Origin of the sequence: Psychrobacter sp. NG27, assembly GCF_016106655.1 — a bacterium.
GTDB lineage: Bacteria > Pseudomonadota > Gammaproteobacteria > Pseudomonadales > Moraxellaceae > Psychrobacter.
In genome coordinates, this window is the sequence record NZ_JADGIN010000002.1 from 184,878 (window position 1) to 204,191 (window position 19,314).

13 protein-coding genes are annotated in these 19,314 nt (G+C 43.3%); 10 read left to right on the forward strand and 3 right to left on the reverse strand.

Annotated features, from left to right (window positions below; translation table 11 throughout):
* Window positions 1–55: 55 nt before the first annotated feature.
* Together ribBA and IP485_RS04230 are read right to left on the reverse strand one after the other, a co-directional pair.
* Window positions 56–1,168, reverse strand: coding sequence for a bifunctional 3,4-dihydroxy-2-butanone-4-phosphate synthase/GTP cyclohydrolase II (ribBA, locus tag IP485_RS04225; protein ID WP_198326172.1), 1,113 nt, complete (start codon window positions 1,166–1,168; stop codon window positions 56–58).
* 349 nt (window positions 1,169–1,517) lie between these two features.
* On the reverse strand, window positions 1,518–2,807 hold the full coding sequence (locus IP485_RS04230; protein WP_198326173.1) for a replication-associated recombination protein A: 1,290 nt from the start codon (window positions 2,805–2,807) through the stop codon (window positions 1,518–1,520).
* 457 nt (window positions 2,808–3,264) lie between these two features.
* Between IP485_RS04230 and IP485_RS04235 the strand changes: the two genes are divergently transcribed.
* Both IP485_RS04235 and IP485_RS04240 read left to right on the forward strand, forming a co-directional pair.
* Window positions 3,265–3,774 (forward strand): type IV secretion protein Rhs, encoded by a 510-nt coding sequence (locus IP485_RS04235; RefSeq protein ID WP_198326174.1) that lies wholly within the window; start codon window positions 3,265–3,267, stop codon window positions 3,772–3,774.
* 130 nt (window positions 3,775–3,904) lie between these two features.
* A complete protein-coding gene (locus IP485_RS04240) occupies window positions 3,905–4,867 on the forward strand; it encodes a hypothetical protein (protein WP_198326175.1) in 963 nt (320 codons plus the stop codon).
* Window positions 4,868–4,993: 126 nt separating this feature from the next.
* On the opposite strand, the gene gltA is transcribed toward IP485_RS04240, so the two are convergent.
* Window positions 4,994–6,274: a citrate synthase gene (gltA, locus tag IP485_RS04245; protein WP_197174815.1), complete on the reverse strand. Its 1,281-nt coding sequence runs from the start codon at window positions 6,272–6,274 to the stop codon at window positions 4,994–4,996.
* A gap of 1,020 nt (window positions 6,275–7,294) precedes the next feature.
* Here gltA and sdhC point away from each other — a divergent pair.
* The 8 genes from sdhC to sucC all read left to right on the forward strand — a co-directional run bounded on the left by sdhC (window position 7,295) and on the right by sucC (window position 19,292).
* Window positions 7,295–7,681, forward strand: coding sequence for a succinate dehydrogenase, cytochrome b556 subunit (sdhC, locus tag IP485_RS04250; RefSeq protein WP_082624524.1), 387 nt, complete (start codon window positions 7,295–7,297; stop codon window positions 7,679–7,681).
* 2 nt (window positions 7,682–7,683) lie between these two features.
* On the forward strand, window positions 7,684–8,088 hold the full coding sequence (gene sdhD, locus IP485_RS04255) for a succinate dehydrogenase, hydrophobic membrane anchor protein (protein ID WP_320159119.1): 405 nt from the start codon (window positions 7,684–7,686) through the stop codon (window positions 8,086–8,088).
* Between the two features lie 352 nt (window positions 8,089–8,440).
* Window positions 8,441–10,291 (forward strand): succinate dehydrogenase flavoprotein subunit, encoded by a 1,851-nt coding sequence (gene sdhA, locus IP485_RS04260; protein ID WP_194196178.1) that lies wholly within the window; start codon window positions 8,441–8,443, stop codon window positions 10,289–10,291.
* Between the two features lie 212 nt (window positions 10,292–10,503).
* Entirely contained in the window at window positions 10,504–11,214 is a 711-nt protein-coding gene (locus IP485_RS04265; protein WP_194196177.1) for a succinate dehydrogenase iron-sulfur subunit, read from the forward strand.
* An 825-nt stretch (window positions 11,215–12,039) separates the two neighbouring features.
* Entirely contained in the window at window positions 12,040–14,919 is a 2,880-nt protein-coding gene (locus tag IP485_RS04270) for a 2-oxoglutarate dehydrogenase E1 component (protein ID WP_198326177.1), read from the forward strand.
* A 156-nt stretch (window positions 14,920–15,075) separates the two neighbouring features.
* A complete protein-coding gene (gene odhB / locus IP485_RS04275; protein WP_198326178.1) occupies window positions 15,076–16,308 on the forward strand; it encodes a 2-oxoglutarate dehydrogenase complex dihydrolipoyllysine-residue succinyltransferase in 1,233 nt (410 codons plus the stop codon).
* 221 nt (window positions 16,309–16,529) lie between these two features.
* Window positions 16,530–17,984 carry a dihydrolipoyl dehydrogenase gene (lpdA, locus tag IP485_RS04280; protein ID WP_198326179.1) on the forward strand — a complete coding sequence of 485 codons (1,455 nt, stop codon included), beginning with the start codon at window positions 16,530–16,532 and terminating at the stop codon, window positions 17,982–17,984.
* 141 nt (window positions 17,985–18,125) lie between these two features.
* Window positions 18,126–19,292, forward strand: coding sequence for an ADP-forming succinate--CoA ligase subunit beta (sucC, locus tag IP485_RS04285; protein ID WP_194363427.1), 1,167 nt, complete (start codon window positions 18,126–18,128; stop codon window positions 19,290–19,292).
* The last annotated feature ends 22 nt before the right edge of the window (window positions 19,293–19,314 follow it).

Below are 19,314 nucleotides of genomic sequence, written 5' to 3' on the forward strand. Positions count from 1 at the left end.
ACGCTAGCGTGCCTTTTTTAGGCTTAATTCTTCGACTCAATAACACAAACAGGTTTTAGTCTTGCTGCGGTGCTTGAACAAAATCAACCACGTTTAGATCAAAGCCTGAAAGAGCAAAAAACTTCATCGGTGATGACAATAGGCGCATATCACGGACACCTAAGTGACGTAATATTTGTGCGCCAACACCAACGCTACGATACGGCTGTTGAGTGAGCGTTGATTGCGATTCATTGTCTGCAGCTTTATCTAACGCATCCCCTAAATCAACGGGTTGGTTACTACCAATCCAAACCAATACACCGCGATCTGAGGCGCTAATTTCTTTTAATGCGGCTTGTACGCTCCAGCCACTACGGCCAGTCATATCATTTTTAGCCGCAAACAAATCACGTAATGGATGGAAGCCATGAACACGTACCGTACTGATACCTTCGCTAACATCACCTTTGACTAATGCTAAATGGGTCTCATCAGCACCAAACTCACGGAAGCGATGCAAGGTGAACGTACCATGTTCAGTCTCAAATGGATGTGATTCTACTTCTTCTACTGTTTGCTCATTGGCAATACGATAGTTGATAAGATCAGCAATCGTACCTATTTTTAGATCATGCTCTTTAGCAAATATTTCTAGATCATCACGGCGTGCCATCGTACCATCAGCATTGATGATTTCGACCAGTACAGATGCTGGCTCAAGACCGGCTAAGCGTGATAAGTCACAACCTGCTTCTGTGTGGCCAGCGCGATGCAATACGCCACCATCTTGCGCGATGATAGGAAAGATATGGCCAGGCTGTACAATATCTTCAGCTTTAGCAGTAGCAGAAACGGCTGCTTGAATGGTACGAGCGCGATCGGCAGCAGAAATACCAGTCGTAACGCCTTCAGCGGCTTCAATTGATACGGTAAAGTTGGTGCTGAATTTTGCTTCGTTGCGTTCAGACATCAGCGGTAAAGACAGCTGATGCGCACGCGCTTGTGAGATGGTTAGACAGACTAAGCCGCGAGCATGGGTAATCATAAAGTTAATGTCTTCAGGGCGCACATGGGTCGCTGCCATGATGATATCACCTTCGTTTTCGCGGTCTTCATCATCCATCAAGACGACCATTTTACCAGCACGAATGTCTTCGATAATCTCAGGGATCGTATTTAAACTCATAGTAAATCTCAATGTCTTATTATTGATAGATAGGTGTGATTTGGAATATAGAGCATTATCTGTCTATTAGAGCAGTAGATAATACAAAGCGCTGTTACGGTCAAGCAAAGCGCTATTACGGTCAAGCAAAGCGCGCTATCAGCAATGTCGTTCAATAAAAAGTGACGCACTTAATTGCTTGTATGGTTCATTATGAGGTCATTTTAACGCTTTTCATCGCAACGTGCTGTGTCATCTTCCCACTATATCGTTCAGTATGTCAAAAATCGTCATAAGTATTATCAATGACCGCTACCATTTATGCATTAAAGTGTACATTAGACAATGAACCGAACCGTGTTATACATGGTTATTCATTACTTGCTGCTTGAGTTCTTAGCCAATCCATAAATTGTTTGCTATGTTGCTCTCGTTGATTGTCTGCAAACTCATAAAAGCGTGTGCCGATTAAGTTTTCTGGTAAATAAGACTGCGGATAATAATGGTTGGGATAATCGTGAGGATAGACATAGTCCTGACCATAGCCTTGATGTCGCATCAGCTTGGTCACGCCATTGCGTAGATGTAGTGGCACAGGCGAGGCATCTTTTTCTGCCAACGCCATCGCAGCATTGATCGCTTTATAGGTGCTATTGCTTTTGGCACTGGTCGCCAGATAAACCACCACTTGCCCTAAAATTAGACGTGCCTCAGGCATGCCAATGGACTGCACGCTGCGCAATGCGGCATCAGCCAACAGTAGGGCATTAGGGTTGGCATTACCGATATCTTCACTTGCCAAAATGACCAAGCGTCGCGCAATGAAGTCAGCAGGTTCGCCGCCCACCAGCATCCGCGCCATCCAATATAGTGCAGCATCAGGGTCAGATCCACGGACGGATTTAATCATTGCTGATACGATATCGTAATGCTGCTCACCGTTTTTATCGTAGCGGATCAGTGCAGTCTGTGCTACCCGACCGACCAATGCGTCATCGACGATAATCGGTGATTGATTGGCATCAGCCGTTTGAATGGCAAGCTCTAATAAGTTCAACGATTTTCTAGCATCACCATGTGCCAGTTGGCTGATAGTGTCTTTTGCTTGCAAATCGACAGTCAGTTCTTTTAGCACGTTGTCTTCCGACAGTGCTCGCTGCAATACTGCGCTGATTTGCTCTGGTGTCAACGGCTCTAGGCGATACACTTGGCAACGTGATAGCAGGGCATTGTTGACACTAAATGAAGGGTTTTCAGTCGTGGCACCGATTAGGGTGATATCGCCAGACTCTACCGCGCCCAGTAGTGCATCCTGCTGTGCCTTATTAAATCGGTGAATCTCGTCGATGAACACCACAGGCGATTCAAATGCTAATGAGTCTTTATTATCTAATACTTCGCGTAACTGTTTAACCCCGGTATTCAACGCGGAGAGCGCATGAAAGGGTCGACCAACGGCATCTGCTAGCAGCATAGCAATAGTCGTTTTACCGATACCTGCCTCACCATGCAAGATAATTGATGGCAAATGTCCTTGATCGACCAAACGTCGCAAAGGTGCGCCAGCTGCCAAAAGATGCTCTTGACCTATGATATCGGTAAGAGAAGTAGGGCGCATGCGCTGAGCAAGTGGGGTGTCCGCATGGAAATTAGGTGACATAAGACTCTCTATTGGAAAATTAAAAATCTATCTGTTGGCTACAATGGGCATCATTCGACGGTTTTGATAGTAAAACCTATATAGCAATGTACTATGCTACTCAAATTACTCTCATTGATTTGGAACCCTTATTTTCTGGCATGATTCTCGCAGCAATTTTATAATAGCAATGAGTATTAGACATTAATAGCGAAAATAGGCTAGTTTATAAGGGTGGTATTTGTTGTAGGTACTTATAGGGAATACATACACGCCCTAGGCTAACGCAAAAATATGTTAATGAAAGCTAACTAAGCGTATAGCTTATGTCCTGAGCACTTTAGTTTTCATTATTGACCTATATTAACGGCTCTACTATTAATAGTTTTAACGTACTGATAGGCACTGCTCGCTAAGTACTGTTCGTTAAGTATGGCTACTAGAAATAACCTGTCAAACATAAGGGATAACATTGAAGATGACTGAAACGACTCGTAAAGGCTTTTTCAATCGTTACCTACGTCGTGCTGCGTATAAGCAACAATCACGTCTCTTGACAGCTGGCGAAATTGTACTGGCGCAATCGGTCTTTGGTGACAGTATCAGACTGGGTGAAGTGCAACTAAAGACTGCTTGGTGGGTACTAAAAAACTATGCCGTAAGCCCAAATGGTAATATTTATTTTAATCCAGCCGATTGGATTGCAGATTTTAGCGAGGCTTCATTAAGTAAGCAAAGTTGGCTCATACATGAGCTTACGCATGTGTGGCAGTTGCAACAAGGCTTGAAAGTCGTGCGCGGTGCGATGATGGATAGGCGCTACCATTATGTACTAGAGACTGGAAAGTCGTTTTTTAAGTATGGTATTGAGCAGCAAGCACGTATGGTTCAAGATTATTTTGTACGTCATCAGCGCGGCCAAAACTGCCAAGATTTAGAAGATTGCATTCCATTTTTGATAACTGACAATATCCGCCGTCGTCAATGATAAGGATAGTCAGTAATTGACCGTCTCTGTCACTGATCATTCAATCATATGCTCAGAAACACGTTAATAACGAACGACGGTTATCATTTAACCCTTAATTGCTTTGCTTTATCAAAGGATGTGTACGCTCATGTTTAGACTTTTGTCAGTGACACCAAATAGTGACACCTATTATAAGTCAGCCTTACTGGCCAGTGCGTTGGCAGGCACGTTGTTTTTAACGGGTTGCCAACAGCAATCAGAGACACAGCCTGCGACAGATAACAGTCAGCCCAGTGAAAAAACAAGTGAAGAAGACAGTCAAACGATGCCGCAAAGTGATTCGGCTAAAGCACGTATAAAACAGTTTCAGCCGATATATGTTACCCAAGCATTGGGATTGCAACGTCGTTTGCAGGCAGAGTATGAATCGTTGGAAGCTGCTGATGCCTCAGACAGCGAAGCCTTGCTCTTAGATAATGATACGGGCACCAGTAGTAACGTCAATGAGACAACAACGGGTGAGCTTGCGTCTCCAGCAGCTTCTACAATAGATACTAGTGGCGCGGATAATCCGAAAACCAGCACTGGACAAGGTACAACTGCGACTAGCCCAGTACTACCTACCACTGTAGATAGCAAAACAGACGTAGACGTAGATGCCGATATCAATACAAGTACTGAGGTGGGTGAACGTGATTTGACTGTATTAAAGCGTATCAGTCTTGAGCCGCGTAAACCTGTCATGTTGACCGAAGATCAAATCATAGAACGCTATCAACAAACGATGGATGCACTGTATCAGCCTGTGACCACACCGCTCAGTGCAGAAGATTCTGACACGCTAATCGATATAGCAACTTTGGTGCCGCAGTTATTTGAACACGCAGAGATTGCTGGACGGGTCAGTGCAAAGAGCCCAGCGCTGGCACGTTTGATCATTCAGCATCAGGTATGGGAACAAATAGAAGCTCAGCAAGTCATCGATATGCAACAAATGAAGCTCGACCAACAAACAGAGTTTGAGACATTGATGACCAAATTTAATGACACCATCGAAGGATATGATGAACAGATTGCCAAGTACGAGCAGACTTTAAAAGAGTTTCAATAACTAAAGATATTGAGCACGCTCGAACCCGTAATCGTATTAAATAGAGCTAATACTTTTATCTAAAAATAAAGCAATAAAAAATCCCGCACGATGGCGGGATTTTTTATTGCTCAAATACTATTTAGCTTACTTGCGATCTTCGACCTTTACAAAATCACGGCGCGTTTCACCAGTATATAACTGACGTGGGCGACCAATTTTGAATGGTGCACTGTGCATCTCTAACCAATGGCTGATCCAACCAGAAGTACGAGCCAATGCGAAGATTACGGTAAACATTGACGTTGGGATACCAATGGCTTTCAAGATGATACCAGAGTAAAAATCAACGTTTGGATACAGATTACGCTCGATGAAGAACGGGTCTTCTAAAGCAATTTTTTCAAGCGCCATCGCTAGCTCAAGCTTAGGATCATTGATACCGAGTGCTTCTAGTACTTCATCACAAGTCTCTTTCATTACTTGAGCACGTGGATCGAAGTTTTTGTAGACACGGTGACCAAAGCCCATTAGCTTCACTTCACGGCTTTTCACTTTTTCCATGAATTCAGGCACATTTTCAACCGTACCGATTTCATCTAGCATCTCAAGAACAGCTTCATTCGCGCCGCCATGTGATGGTCCCCAAAGTGCAGCGATACCAGCAGCGATACATGCATAAGGGTTAGCACCTGTAGAGCCTGCTAAACGTACCGTTGAGGTAGAAGCGTTTTGCTCATGGTCAGCGTGCAAAGTAAAGATTTTGTCCATTGCGCGAGTGATGACATCGTTTTTCTGATAATCCACATCAGCAGGCGTTGCAAACATCATGTATAAGAAGTTTTCTGCGTAGTTAAAGTCATTACGCGGATACATGAACGGTTCGCCCTGAGAGTATTTGTAACTCATCGCAGCAAGCGTAGGCATCTTAGCAATCAGACGAATAGCTGTGATTTCGCGATGTTCTTCATTGCTCACGTCTAGGTCTTCATGATAGAACGCTGATAAAGCACCAACGACACCAACCATAATAGCCATCGGATGCGCGTCACGGCGGAAGCCTTCAAAGAACTTACGCAATTGATCATGAACAGCAGTATGCTCGCGGATTTTTTCAAAGAAAACAGCTTTTTGATCGCTGTTAGGCAGATCACCATGAATCAGCGCATAAGCGACTTCTAGGTATTCAGCATTGTTTGCTAACTCGTCAATAGGGTAGCCGCGATGCAATAGCTCGCCTTTACCACCATCAATGAAGGTGATTTTTGATTCGACAGGAGCGGTTGCCATGAAACCTGGATCATAGGTCCAGTAGCCAGCTTGTTGGAAAGCAGCAACTTCGATTACTGACGGTCCTAAAGTACCTTCAGTAATAGGAAGTTGGTAGTCCTTACCATCTACGGTCAATGTGGCTTGATTGTCAGCCATAATTTAATCTCCATTGTTTTAACTTGTTAGAACAAAAATAATAGTGACGCACACCCTCGCGTCATAAATAGTCAAATGGCCAAAATGAATGTGACCCATTTAATATGCAGGCTATATTAGCAGTTATTACTTAAGTTTTGAAAAGACTTTTACTCGCTAGACCACCAATAGACGTGCGCTAATAGTGCGTATCGGCTGTAAACTTTGTATCAAAATATGTCTGTCAGGTTATTTTACTTAAAATACATCTCTTCATGAGAAAGTCTACAGCAGCATTACGAGTCTAATATTTTCGGTTTTTCAATATAATTCAGAGACAAATCTCACAAACAATCACAGCAAAAACTGGCAGAGTATACCTAGCAAGCAAGTGACGGTTTTTGATAATAATTGCTATTGGAAATTAGCATTGTCTTTTTTCACGAATTTATCGATCCAGTATGTATATATTCTTACTAGATGGATAAGTTTGTAATTATCGCTCAGTCATTTTATAATTGTAGCCATTAACTAGCACTAGCTTTGCGCGAATGAACAAATGATCATGCTATAGTGTCGCTCAGAGCGTATTCTATTCATGCTTATTTACGATTGTCTGGTATTACGATAGGCCAAACCGCATTCTATGGTTTGAATTTTGTTCTTAACCAATCTTTTCTATTTGTTTGGCACAGTGTTTTGATTGCTCAGCATAAGGTCTGCTCTGATATAGAAGACATAGTAACGCTGTCTTGTTCTTCATACGACCTATAAAAATAGACTGGTTAGTCGATCTTACTCATGTTTATTCTCTTTGTTGTATAATAGATAGGTTGTTTGATAGGCCTGTCAGTTCGACAAGCGATATTGAGCCGTCTATCCATACCTTTATATACATGATCCTTTCTTCATATTTAGCGCAAACTAAACGAAGTCAGCTAGCTCTTCCTTACTTTATTCGTCTCGTGTGTTGCTCGATGCTTAATTGACACTATTTATGTCTAGCATTGATAGCAGATACAGGAGTATAACCGCAAAAGGATGCCCGCTGTGAAAAGCAACCGACCTATTGATCTGCCTCTAAGCCAAGTGATTAGCGTTAATCGCTCACCGATCGCGATCGCCTCTATCTTGCATCGTATCTCTGGCATTATTTTATTTTTATTGATTCCTGTCATGCTGTGGATACTACAGAACTCACTGGCATCGCCTGAGAGTTTTGCAACTGTATTTGACAATGTACTTGTGCGCTTTTTGGCATGGATATTTGTTGCAGCCATCGCATATCATTTTGTGATGGGTATCAAACATTTATTTGCTGATATGGGCATGAATGAAGAGCTGAAATCTGGCCGCACTGCCTCTATGGTCAGTTTTGTGATTGCAGCGATTTTAGTTGTCGCGTCATTTGTATGGGTGATGTTCTAATGATAAAAAATGATTCAGGAATCAAAAGCGCGACTGGTCTGACAGGTTCAGGCTCACGTGATTGGATTATTCAGCGTATTAGTGCTGTCGTTTTAGCCGTTTATAGTGTGGTATTGCTAGGCTTCTTTTTGACCCATGGCAATGTCACTTTCGTTGAATGGTCATCATTCATGACCAGCCTACCAATGCGTTTGTTTAGCTTAGTGGCAGTACTTGCACTAGCTGGCCATGCTTGGGTTGGCATGTGGACAGTGTTTACTGATTACATTACTACTGGCAAATTAGGCTCAAGCGCAGCAGGTTTACGTTTAGTGCTACAGTCATTGATGATTATCGCTATTTTAGTATTTCTATTTTGGGGTATCATGATTTTTTGGGGTAGTGGCTTCAGTGTTGTTGCCGTTTAACCAATAATTTATACCTTTACTATCTATAAATAATAACGGATGCACTTAGCAGCACTATTGGCTGCTGAATGACTCCAAAGCCGTCCGTTATAGCCGATAATAGTCATAGCATTGGGCAGTTTCTGACTTAAGCAGTCATTTAAAGATAGCTGAGTCAAATTGAAAGTAAACGAAATTAGCCCAATATAACGATAGATATGCAAATTAAGTGGTTAAAGGTTGTTTGCGTCACCGTCTTAAATAATTACGTTCAATGGCCGAATAAATATGACATTTGGCCCTGCAATGAGATGACGATTAATACAGCTTTTTTATTTAATTCTAAGCATTAACAGGCATTAGGAAAACCGTAATGGCAACTAGACAAGATAATACCATTAGTAATATTAAGACCCTCAACTACGATGCAGTCATCGTTGGTGGTGGCGGCTCAGGTATGCGTGCTTCACTACATTTGGCTGAAGCAGGTATGAAGGTTGCAGTCCTTACCAAAGTATTCCCAACGCGTTCGCACACAGTTGCGGCGCAGGGTGGTATCGGTGCAAGTTTGGGTAACATGAGTAACGATAACTGGCATTTTCACTTTTATGACACCGTTAAAGGGTCCGATTGGTTAGGTGATCAAGACGCTATCGAATATATGTGCCGTGAAGCGCCAAAAGTCGTCTATGAGCTTGAGCACATGGGCATGCCGTTTGACCGTAACGAAGATGGCACGATTTATCAGCGTCCGTTTGGTGGTCATACGTCTAACTATGGCGAAAAAGCCGTTCAACGTGCTTGTGCTGCTGCTGACCGTACAGGTCATGCACTGCTACATACGCTATATCAGAAAAACCTTGAGCAAGGTACTGAGTTTTTCATCGAGTGGATTGCGCTTGATTTGATTAAAGATGAAGCTGGTAATATCAACGGCGTCATCGCACTTGAGCAAGAAACCGGTACTATTGCTGTATTCCAGTCACCGATTACTGTTCTAGCGACAGGTGGCGCAGGCCGTATCTTTGCGGCTTCCACCAATGCTTATATCAATACTGGTGACGGTATTGGCATGGCGGTTCGTGCAGGTATTCCATTACAAGATATGGAATTCTGGCAGTTCCACCCGACGGGCGTTCATGGTGCAGGCGTACTATTGACCGAGGGTTGCCGCGGTGAAGGCGCTATCTTACGTAATAAAGATGGCGAAGCATTCATGGAGCGTTATGCGCCAACCGTAAAAGACTTGGCACCACGTGATCTAGTATCACGCTCTATGGACCAAGAAATCAAAGAAGGCCGTGGTTGTGGTCCTAATGCTGACCATATCGTTATGGATATGACGCATTTGGGTGTTGAAACCATCATGAAGCGTCTGCCATCAGTATTCGAGATTGGCAAAAACTTTGCCAACGTAGATATCACTAAAGAGCCGATTCCAGTTATCCCAACCATTCACTATATGATGGGTGGTATTCCAACCACGATTCATGGTCAAGTAATCACGCCTGATCTAGAAGCGGGTACGGATGAAGAAGGTCTATACACGAAGGGCAATGTCGTTAAAGGTCTTTACGCTATCGGCGAATGTGCTTGTGTAAGTGTCCATGGTGCCAACCGTCTAGGTACGAACTCACTACTTGATCTATTGGTATTTGGTCGTGCTGCTGGTAAGCATATCGTTGATGAATTCCATCACGCTGACCATAACTACAAGCCACTTGATCCTCGTGTGCTTGATTACACTATGCGTCGTTTGGACAAGTTGCAACAGTCTACTGAAGGTTACAATGCTCAAGACGTAGCTGATGAGATTCGTGCAGCTATGCAGATGCATGCTAGCGTATTCCGTACCCAAGCAATGATGGACGAAGGCGTTGAGAAAATTCTAGCGCTAGGTGACAAAATCGACCAGATTCATTTGGCTGATAAATCACAAGTCTTTAACACTGCGCGTATCGAAGCTTTCGAAGTTGCCAACTTGTATGAAGTGGCCAAAGCGACGATGATCTCAGCAGCGATGCGTCATGAAAGTCGCGGCGCCCACAGTGTCTCTGACTATGATCGTCCAGAAGATGATGACTATGCACCAAACGGCCGTAATGACCACGATTGGATGAAGCATACCTTATGGTATTCTGAAGGCAACCGCATTATTTATAAGCCAGTTCGCAAAGTTCCATTGACGGTTGATTATATCGAGCCAAAAGTTCGCGTCTATTAATCTTAGATGTTGCGCCTGATATACAGCAGCAGAGTTAATGTTTTATCCTTTATTAATTTATTAAAAAGGTGACCGCCAGCTACATGCACTTGCCAGCGCTAACACACTATTAATCGGTATTTGATATTTTTTATCAGTATCGATTAATAGTTAGCGTTATCCTGTTGCAATCTTTGTATGCCCGCCATCACCTACGTGTGGAGTTTAGCATTATGAGCCGAGGTACTCGCACCATCGAAATCTATCGCTACGATCCTGATCTGGACGCAGCGCCACGCATGCAAACGTATACGGTTGAGTTGTTAGACTCAGATCGTATGTTGCTTGACGTGTTATTACGCCTAAAAAAGGAAGATGAAACACTGACCTTCCGTCGCTCTTGCCGTGAAGGTATCTGTGGCTCTGATGGCATGAACATCAATGGCAAAAATGGTCTAGCATGTCTAATCAACATGAACACCTTGCCAGAAAAAGTAACGGTACGTCCGTTGCCTGGTCTGCCAGTTGTTCGTGATTTGGTCGTCGATATGAACCAATTCTACGAGCAATATGAAAAAGTGCATCCGTACTTAATCAATGATCAGCCAGCACCGCCAACAGAGCGTCTACAATCGCCTGAGCAGCGTGAAAAACTGAATGGTTTGTACGAATGTATCCTATGTGCTTGCTGTTCAACCAGTTGCCCATCATTCTGGTGGAACCCTGATAAGTTCTTAGGTCCATCAGCATTGTTGCATGCTTATCGCTTTGTTGCTGATAGCCGTGATGGTGATACTCAAGCACGTTTGGCTCGTTTGGACGATCCATTTAGCCTGTTCCGTTGCCGCGGTATCATGAACTGTGTATCAGTTTGTCCAAAAGGCCTGAATCCAACCAAAGCAATTGGTCATTTACGTAATATGTTGATTGACCAAGCCGGTTAATCGCTCTAGATAATTGCAAAACAAAAACACCACCTATTTTATTGGGTGGTGTTTTTGTTTATTTAATAGACTTTTAAATACGATATGACAATTGATATATAATTGGCAGGTGATATGACAGTAAAACTGTACAAGTAATGCGTTGGTCATATGTAAGGATATCTGATATATAAATAGGCAGACGATATAATTCAGATATGGACGCGAGCAAATTTTGGTATAATCACGCCACAAGTTTAAGCAGATGATTGATAAAATGTGTTTGTATAAGTTTGATGTTTATTTTGAATACTATAATGATACATCTAGGATTGATAATAGTTATTCATTATGTAAATAACTATTATTGAGCAAACAAACTATGTGATAAAAAACAAACATGTTATTCTATACAGCAGTGTATGTTTGTCTGGTAAGACTTGATGTATCGTCATCTCAGGAACGCTTTGGCAAAAAAGCCAGTTTAATAGGCCAGCCAAATAATTCGACAGTTTATTGATAGACGGTTATTAATAAATTGGTTATGACTAAAAGAAGTATATATAAATTAATGTTGTGAATCGAGACAGATCAGAAAACTGTACGTTCACAAATAATTTTATTTTTGATATAGGTATTGCAATAGGCGTTGTCATCACTATGTAGCATCACTTGCTTATTTAGACAATGACATCGGTTTAGAGTAGTGGCAATACTTGAGGGTAAAAGTGTTTTATCGACCAGTGTTAGATGAGATATGACAAATTGTCCAAACATCTAATATATGACGATTGACACAATCATAAGCACGATTCCATTCATTTATCTATCAAATAGACGATTATTATGAATAGTATAACCAAAGAAAAAGCAGGCTCAGGGCATACTGAGCTGGCCGCAGACAACGCCAACTATATAGAAGCTCTTTATGAGCAGTACCTAACTGACCCGAGTAGTGTTGATGAAGAGTGGCAGACGTACTTTGCGCAGTATAAATCGCAAAACGATGCTCAGCACAATGCTATCAAAGATCAGTTTTTACTCTTAGCACGCAATCAGACTGCGAATAAGAGCAGCAGCGAGAGCGCTGAGTCAGGCAGCAAGTCAGATAATGGCGATCCCAAGCAAATGGGTGTGCAGCAGCTTATCTCAGCATACCGCCGCCGTGGTCACCGCCGTGCCAAGCTAGACCCTTTAGATTTACATCCACGTGCAGAAGTGGAAGATCTAACACTCGCCTATCACAACCTTTCAGAAGCTGACCTTGATACTGTATTTCCTACCAATGATTTGGTCATTGGCAAAGATGAAGCGCCATTGCATGAAATCATTGAAATTATGGAGCGTGTCTATTGCCGTCATATCGGTATCGAATACATGCACGTGACCACCAGCACCGAAAAACGCTGGATGGAAGAGTATGTAGAAACCAACTTAGGTTACATCAAATTTGACGAAGAAAAGCGTCTGTCTATTCTTGAGCGTCTGACGGCGGCTGAAGGTTTAGAAAAGTATCTAGCGCGTAAATACACAGGTGTTAAGCGTTTCGGTTTGGAAGGGGGCGAAAGTTTCATTCCTGCGATCAATGAAATCATCCAACGTGCAGGCGGTTATGGCACTAAAGAGATGGTCATTGGCATGGCTCACCGTGGCCGCCTTAACTTGTTGGTCAACATATTGGGTAAAAACCCAGCGGACTTGTTTGACGAGTTCGATGGCAAAGTACAGCCAGAAAAAGGCTCAGGCGATGTAAAATACCACAACGGTTTTTCATCTAATGTGATGACACCGGGCGGTGAGGCGCATCTAGCATTGGCATTTAACCCATCGCATCTTGAGATTGTCGCACCAGTACTACAAGGGTCAGTACGTGCCCGCCAAGTACGTCGCAACGATCAACCACTATTGGATAACACAGGTGGTAACTCAGTATTGCCAATCGTCATCCATGGTGATGCCGCTTTTGCTGGTCAGGGCGTGGTTCAAGAAACCTTCCAGATGTCACAAACCCGTGCTTATACCACTGGTGGTACTGTACATATCGTTATCAATAACCAAGTTGGTTTTACCACCAGCCGTCAAGAAGATGTTCGTTCAACCGAATATTGTACTGACGTTGCCAAGATGGTACATGCACCTATCTTGCACGTGAATGGCGATGACCCTGAGTCAGTAGTCTTTGCGGCTCAATTGGCATTGGACTACCGTCATCAATTTGACAAAGATATCATCATTGATTTGTTCTGTTATCGTCGTAACGGCCATAACGAGGCTGATGAGCCTTCAGCAACTCAGCCATTGATGTATGCTGTTATTAAGCAATTGCCAACGACTCGCACGCTTTATGCACAGAAACTCATTGCAGAAGGTATCTTGACTGCGGACAAAGAAAAGCAGTATGAAGATGATTATCGCGAGTCTTTAGATCGTGGTGATTATGTTGTCAGCTCTTTGGTTCAAGAACCTAACGAGCAATTATTTGTAGATTGGACACCATATCTCGGCCATGAATTGGTTGATGAGTGGGACACCAGTGTTGATATCGAAAAACTTAAAGGTTATGGACGCCGTATGGCTGAGATGCCAGAGGGTTACAAACTACAGCGCCAAGTTCAAAAATTAGTCGAGCAGCGTCTAGCCATGCAGACTGGCGAAGAGCCACTTAACTGGGGTGCGGCTGAAACATTGGCTTATGCCTCATTAGTCGATAACGATGACGTCCTAGTACGTATCACTGGTGAAGATGTTGGCCGTGGTACTTTCTCACATCGTCACAGTGAAATTTACAATGTGAATGACGGCAGCATGTATGTGCCACTGGCTCACATGAGTGAAACCCAAGCGCGCTTTGCAACCTATAACTCATTGCTATCAGAAGAAGCAGTATTGGCATTTGAGTATGGCTATGCAACGACAGTACCAAATGCATTGGTCGTTTGGGAAGCCCAGTTTGGCGATTTCGTCAACGGTGCTCAGGTTGTTATTGATCAGTTTATCTCAAGTGGCGAAACCAAATGGCAGCGTGTTTGTGGTTTGACTATGCTGTTGCCACATGGCTTTGAAGGTCAAGGTCCTGAGCATTCATCAGCTCGTCTTGAGCGTTTCTTACAGCTGTGTGCTGAAGACAATATGCAAGTTATTACGCCAACGACGCCAGCGCAAATATATCATGCACTACGTCGCCAAGCAGTACGTCCAATCCGTAAGCCATTGATTGTTATGTCGCCAAAGAGCTTGTTACGTCATAAATTGGCAACGTCTCAATTAAAAGAGCTTGCTAATGGTAAGTTCGAGACAGTATTGCCAGAGCTAGATGATCACAATGCAGACAGCGTGACTCGTATGGTGCTATGTGGTGGCAAGGTTTATTATGATCTGTTAGAACAACGCCGTGCATTGGGACTTGATCACGTTGCTATCGTTCGTATTGAGCAGCTGTATCCGCTTCCTGAGAAGCGTCTGGTTGAAGAGATTGAGAAATACAGCAATCTAACAGAGATCGTATGGACGCAAGAAGAGCCATTGAATCAAGGCGCTTGGTACTATTTGGCACCGAGTATGTTCCGTATTGTCGTACCACATCCAACCAAGGCGAAAGTCATGGAACCAGTGGCACGCCCTGCCAGTGCTGCACCTGCAACGGGCTCACCCAAACTGCATACTCAGCAGCAGCAAGCACTAATTGCTGGTGGCCTCGGTATCAGTGTTGACGAGTTGGCTAAGTAATAGGCTGTTTGACCGAAAGATTATAGAAAATAAATGAATCAGGCGATAACAGTCAGTACTTTTTAATATGCTCTAATCGACATACGTTAAATTGATACTGGCTGCCTATCACGACTTAACAATAAGTATGAATATCCAAATCTAAGGAGTATATCGATGGCTGACATCAAAGCCCCCGTTTTTCCAGAATCGGTTGCCGATGGCACAATCGTTGAATGGCACGTCACTGAAGGTCAACAAGTCAATCGTGATGACCTACTAGCTGAAATCGAAACTGATAAAGTAGTATTAGAAGTTGTGGCACCTGATAACGGTGTATTGACTAAAATCGTCAAGCAAGTAGATGATACTGTTTTGTCTGACGAGCTAATCGCACAGTTTGAAGCGGGCGCAACTGCAGGCGACGCACCAGCTGCAGCAGAGCAGTCAGCTGCACCAGCACAAGAAAACCAAGCAGCAGACGGCGGCGAGCCAGTACAAGTAACAGACAAAAAAGACGAAGCTGATCATAAAGATCAAAGCCCAGCAGTGCGTAAAGCAGCAAAAGAGTCTGGCGTTGATCCTAAAGAAGTTGAAGGTAGTGGTCGTGGCGGTCGTGTGACCAAAACTGACATGGCTAACCCAACACTAAAATCAGACAGCAGCATCAAATCTGACAGCGGTCGTCCAGTTGCTGAATCAACGGGTGAGCGTACTGAAAAACGTGTGCCAATGACGCGTCTACGTAAAACAGTTGCAAATCGTCTATTGTCAGCGTCACAAGATACTGCGATGTTGACTACATTCAACGAAGTGAATATGAAGCCGTTGATGGACATGCGTGCTAAGTATAAAGACCAGTTCGAAAAACGTCATGGCGTACGTTTGGGCTTTATGTCATTGTTCGTAAAAGCAGCAACAGAAGCACTCAAACGCTTCCCAGCAGTTAATGCGTCACTAGATGGTGATGATATCGTTTATCATGGTTATTATGATATCGGTGTTGCTGTATCTTCAGACCGTGGTCTAGTGGTACCAGTATTACGTGATACCGATCGCATGAGCATGGCTGATGTAGAAAGCCGTATTCGTGAGCTTGGTGGCCTTGCCCAAAAAGGTAAGCTTGGTCTAAATGACATGACTGGTGGTACTTTTACTATCTCAAACGGTGGTGTATTTGGTTCATTGATGTCAACACCTATTTTGAACCCACCACAAACTGCTATCCTAGGTATGCATGCTATCAACGACCGCCCAATGGCAGTCGATGGTAAAGTTGAAATCTTACCAATGATGTACTTAGCGTTATCTTATGACCATCGTATGATTGATGGTAAAGAAGCAGTACAGTTCTTAGTAACCATCAAAGAATTGGTTGAAGATCCAGCCATGTTACTCCTAGACCTGTAAGCTTCTAAGCTTGTATTGGCAACCGCTGATACAAGCTTTTTAACTTTAGTCTAGACAATGGTATTAGTTGTTTGTTAATAAATAAGAACGTTTCGCTGACATGGTGTATTGACCATTAAGCAGAAGCATACTGAGTAAAAACATTGTTTATTTATTAACGAGATAATCCTCAGTTAAATGATATTTACAATTAGAATGATAATTAAAAATAGGAACGTACTATGAAAGACAATTATGATTTAGTCGTCATCGGCGGCGGTCCTGGTGGTTATGAAGCCGCTATCCGTGCAGGTCAGTTAGGTATGAGCGTTGCTTGTATCGAAAAACGTGTTTATAAAGGTGAGCCAGCGCTTGGTGGTACTTGCTTGAACGTTGGTTGTATCCCATCAAAAGCATTGCTTGATAGCTCACATCGCTACGAAGCGACCAAGCACGATCTTGCTGAGCATGGTATCAGCACTAGCGATGTAGCCATCGATATCGAGAAAATGATTGCTCGTAAAGAAGGCATCGTTAAGCAGTTGACAGGCGGTGTTGCTGCACTATTAAAAGGCAACGGCGTTGATTGGCTACAAGGCTGGGGTACTTTAGTTGATGGTAAAGGTACTGACAAGCAAATCAAATTTACTGCGCTTGCAGATGAAAGTGAAACCACCATCACTGCTAAAAACGTGATTCTTGCAGCAGGTTCTGTACCTATCGATATTCCTGTAGCCAAAACTGACGGCGATCGTATCGTTGACTCTACTGGCGCACTTGATCTCACTGAAGTCCCTAAGCGTTTGGGCGTGATCGGTGCTGGTGTTATCGGTCTTGAGCTTGGTTCAGTATGGCGTCGTTTAGGTGCAGAAGTAGTTGTGTATGAAGCGCTTCCTAGTTTCCTAGCTGCTGCTGACAAAGATATCGCAAAAGAAGCCGGTAAAATGCTGAAGAAGCAAGGTCTTGATATCCGTGTCGATACCAAAGTGACCAATGCTGAAGTCAAAGGCGATCAAGTCGTCGTTACTAGCGAAAGCAAGGGCGAGTCATCTGAAGAGAGCTTTGATAAGCTAATCGTTTGTGTTGGCCGCCGTGCATATTCTGAGAAATTGCTTGGTGATGACAGTGGTATCACGTTGACTGAACGTGGTCTTATTGACGTTAACGATCAGTGCAAAACCAATCTTGATGGCGTTTATGCTATCGGTGATCTAGTACGCGGTCCTATGCTTGCGCATAAAGCAATGGAAGAGGGCATGATGGCTGTCGAGCGTATTCATGGCGAAAAACCTCAAGTAAACTATGACACTATCATCAATGTCATTTATACTCACCCAGAAATTGCATGGGTAGGTCTGACTGAGCAAGAAGCTGAAGCTGCAGGCTACGAAGTTAAAACTGGTTCGTTCAATCTAGCGGCTAACGGTCGTGCATTGGCTCAAAGCGAAGCGGAAGGCTCTGTTAAAGTAGTTGCTGATGCTAAAACAGATCGCTTGTTAGGTATGCATGCTATCGCTGCTGGGGCTGGTGATATCGTCCATCAAGGTATGATCGCGATGGAGTTTGTCTCTAGTATCGAAGATTTACAGTTGATGACATTTGCTCATCCAACGATTTCAGAAGCGGTGCATGAAGCAGCCTTATCTGCTGATGGCCGTGCTATTCATGCTATCCAGCGTAAAAAGCGTAAGAAATAACGAGTTCTATTATTATCGATTTACAACCTGATTGTGGTATCGCTATTGTGGCGATACCCACAGTCATGAGTGCGTTAGACGTAAGTTGCCGCGCACTTGATTTCACTTTTTATTAATTGTAAAAAATAAAGGATACAATCAATGAATTTACATGAGTATCAAGCAAAAGAGCTATTAAAAAGCTACGGTTTGCCAATTCAAGAAGGCATCATTGCCTATAATGGCGACGAAGCTGCTGCTGCTTTTGATAAAACCCCAACTGACATTGCGGTAATTAAAGCGCAAGTACATGCTGGTGGCCGTGGTAAAGCGGGTGGCGTTAAGCTAGTTAAAACTCGTGAAGAAGCTAAGCAAGTTGCTGAAGAGCTGATCGGTACTAACCTAGTAACGTTCCAAACTGATGCTGATGGTCAGCCAGTTAACTTCGTGTTGGTTGCAGAAGATATGTATCCAGTACAAACTGAGCTATATCTTGGCGCAGTGGTTGACCGTGCGACTCGTCGCGTGACTTTCATGGCATCTACCGAAGGTGGCGTGGATATCGAAGAAGTTGCACACAGCACCCCAGAAAAAATCTTTAAAGTACATGTTGATCCTTTAGTTGGTCTAATGCCTTTCCAAGCGCGTGATGTTGCGTTCAAACTTGGCCTAGAAGGTAAGCAAATCAATCAGTTCGTTAAATTGATGACTGGCGCTTATAAAGCATTTGTTGAAAACGACTTTGCACTAATGGAAATCAACCCATTAGCGGTTCGTGAAAATGGCGAAATCGTTTGTGTTGATGGCAAAATCGGTATCGATTCAAACGCATTATATCGTCTGCCTAAAATTGCAGCATTACAAGATAAAACTCAAGAAAACGAGCGTGAGCTTAAAGCTGCTGAGTTTGATCTAAACTACGTTGCCCTAGAAGGTAACATCGGTTGTATGGTTAACGGTGCTGGTCTTGCAATGGCAACGATGGACATCATCAAATTGTATGGCGGCAAGCCTGCTAACTTCTTGGACGTTGGCGGCGGTGCCACTAAAGATCGCGTTGTTGAAGCATTCAAGATCATTCTTGAAGACAGCAGCGTCGAAGGTGTTCTAATCAACATCTTCGGTGGTATCGTACGTTGTGACATGATTGCAGAAGCCATTATCGCTGCTGTTAAAGAAGTCGATGTACAAGTACCTGTGGTTGTACGTCTAGAAGGTAATAATGCTGAAAAAGGCTTACAAATTCTAGAAGAGTCTGGTCTTAAGCTGACTACAGCTCAAGGCCTAGCAGATGCCGCTCAGAAAATTGTTGATGCGGTTAAAGCCTAAGTCTTTAATGATTTGTATTTAG

Coding starts and splice junctions, on each gene's coding strand:
- IP485_RS04270 (WP_198326177.1), top strand. CDS start 12,040: ATGAATAGTATAACCAAAGAAAAAGCAGGCTCAGGGCATACTGAGCTG.
- sdhC (WP_082624524.1), top strand. CDS start 7,295: ATGCCCGCTGTGAAAAGCAACCGACCTATTGATCTGCCTCTAAGCCAA.
- odhB (WP_198326178.1), top strand. CDS start 15,076: ATGGCTGACATCAAAGCCCCCGTTTTTCCAGAATCGGTTGCCGATGGC.
- gltA (WP_197174815.1), bottom strand. CDS start 6,274: ATGGCTGACAATCAAGCCACATTGACCGTAGATGGTAAGGACTACCAA.
- sdhA (WP_194196178.1), top strand. CDS start 8,441: ATGGCAACTAGACAAGATAATACCATTAGTAATATTAAGACCCTCAAC.
- lpdA (WP_198326179.1), top strand. CDS start 16,530: ATGAAAGACAATTATGATTTAGTCGTCATCGGCGGCGGTCCTGGTGGT.
- IP485_RS04265 (WP_194196177.1), top strand. CDS start 10,504: ATGAGCCGAGGTACTCGCACCATCGAAATCTATCGCTACGATCCTGAT.
- ribBA (WP_198326172.1), bottom strand. CDS start 1,168: ATGAGTTTAAATACGATCCCTGAGATTATCGAAGACATTCGTGCTGGT.
- IP485_RS04230 (WP_198326173.1), bottom strand. CDS start 2,807: ATGTCACCTAATTTCCATGCGGACACCCCACTTGCTCAGCGCATGCGC.
- IP485_RS04240 (WP_198326175.1), top strand. CDS start 3,905: ATGTTTAGACTTTTGTCAGTGACACCAAATAGTGACACCTATTATAAG.
- IP485_RS04235 (WP_198326174.1), top strand. CDS start 3,265: ATGACTGAAACGACTCGTAAAGGCTTTTTCAATCGTTACCTACGTCGT.
- sucC (WP_194363427.1), top strand. CDS start 18,126: ATGAATTTACATGAGTATCAAGCAAAAGAGCTATTAAAAAGCTACGGT.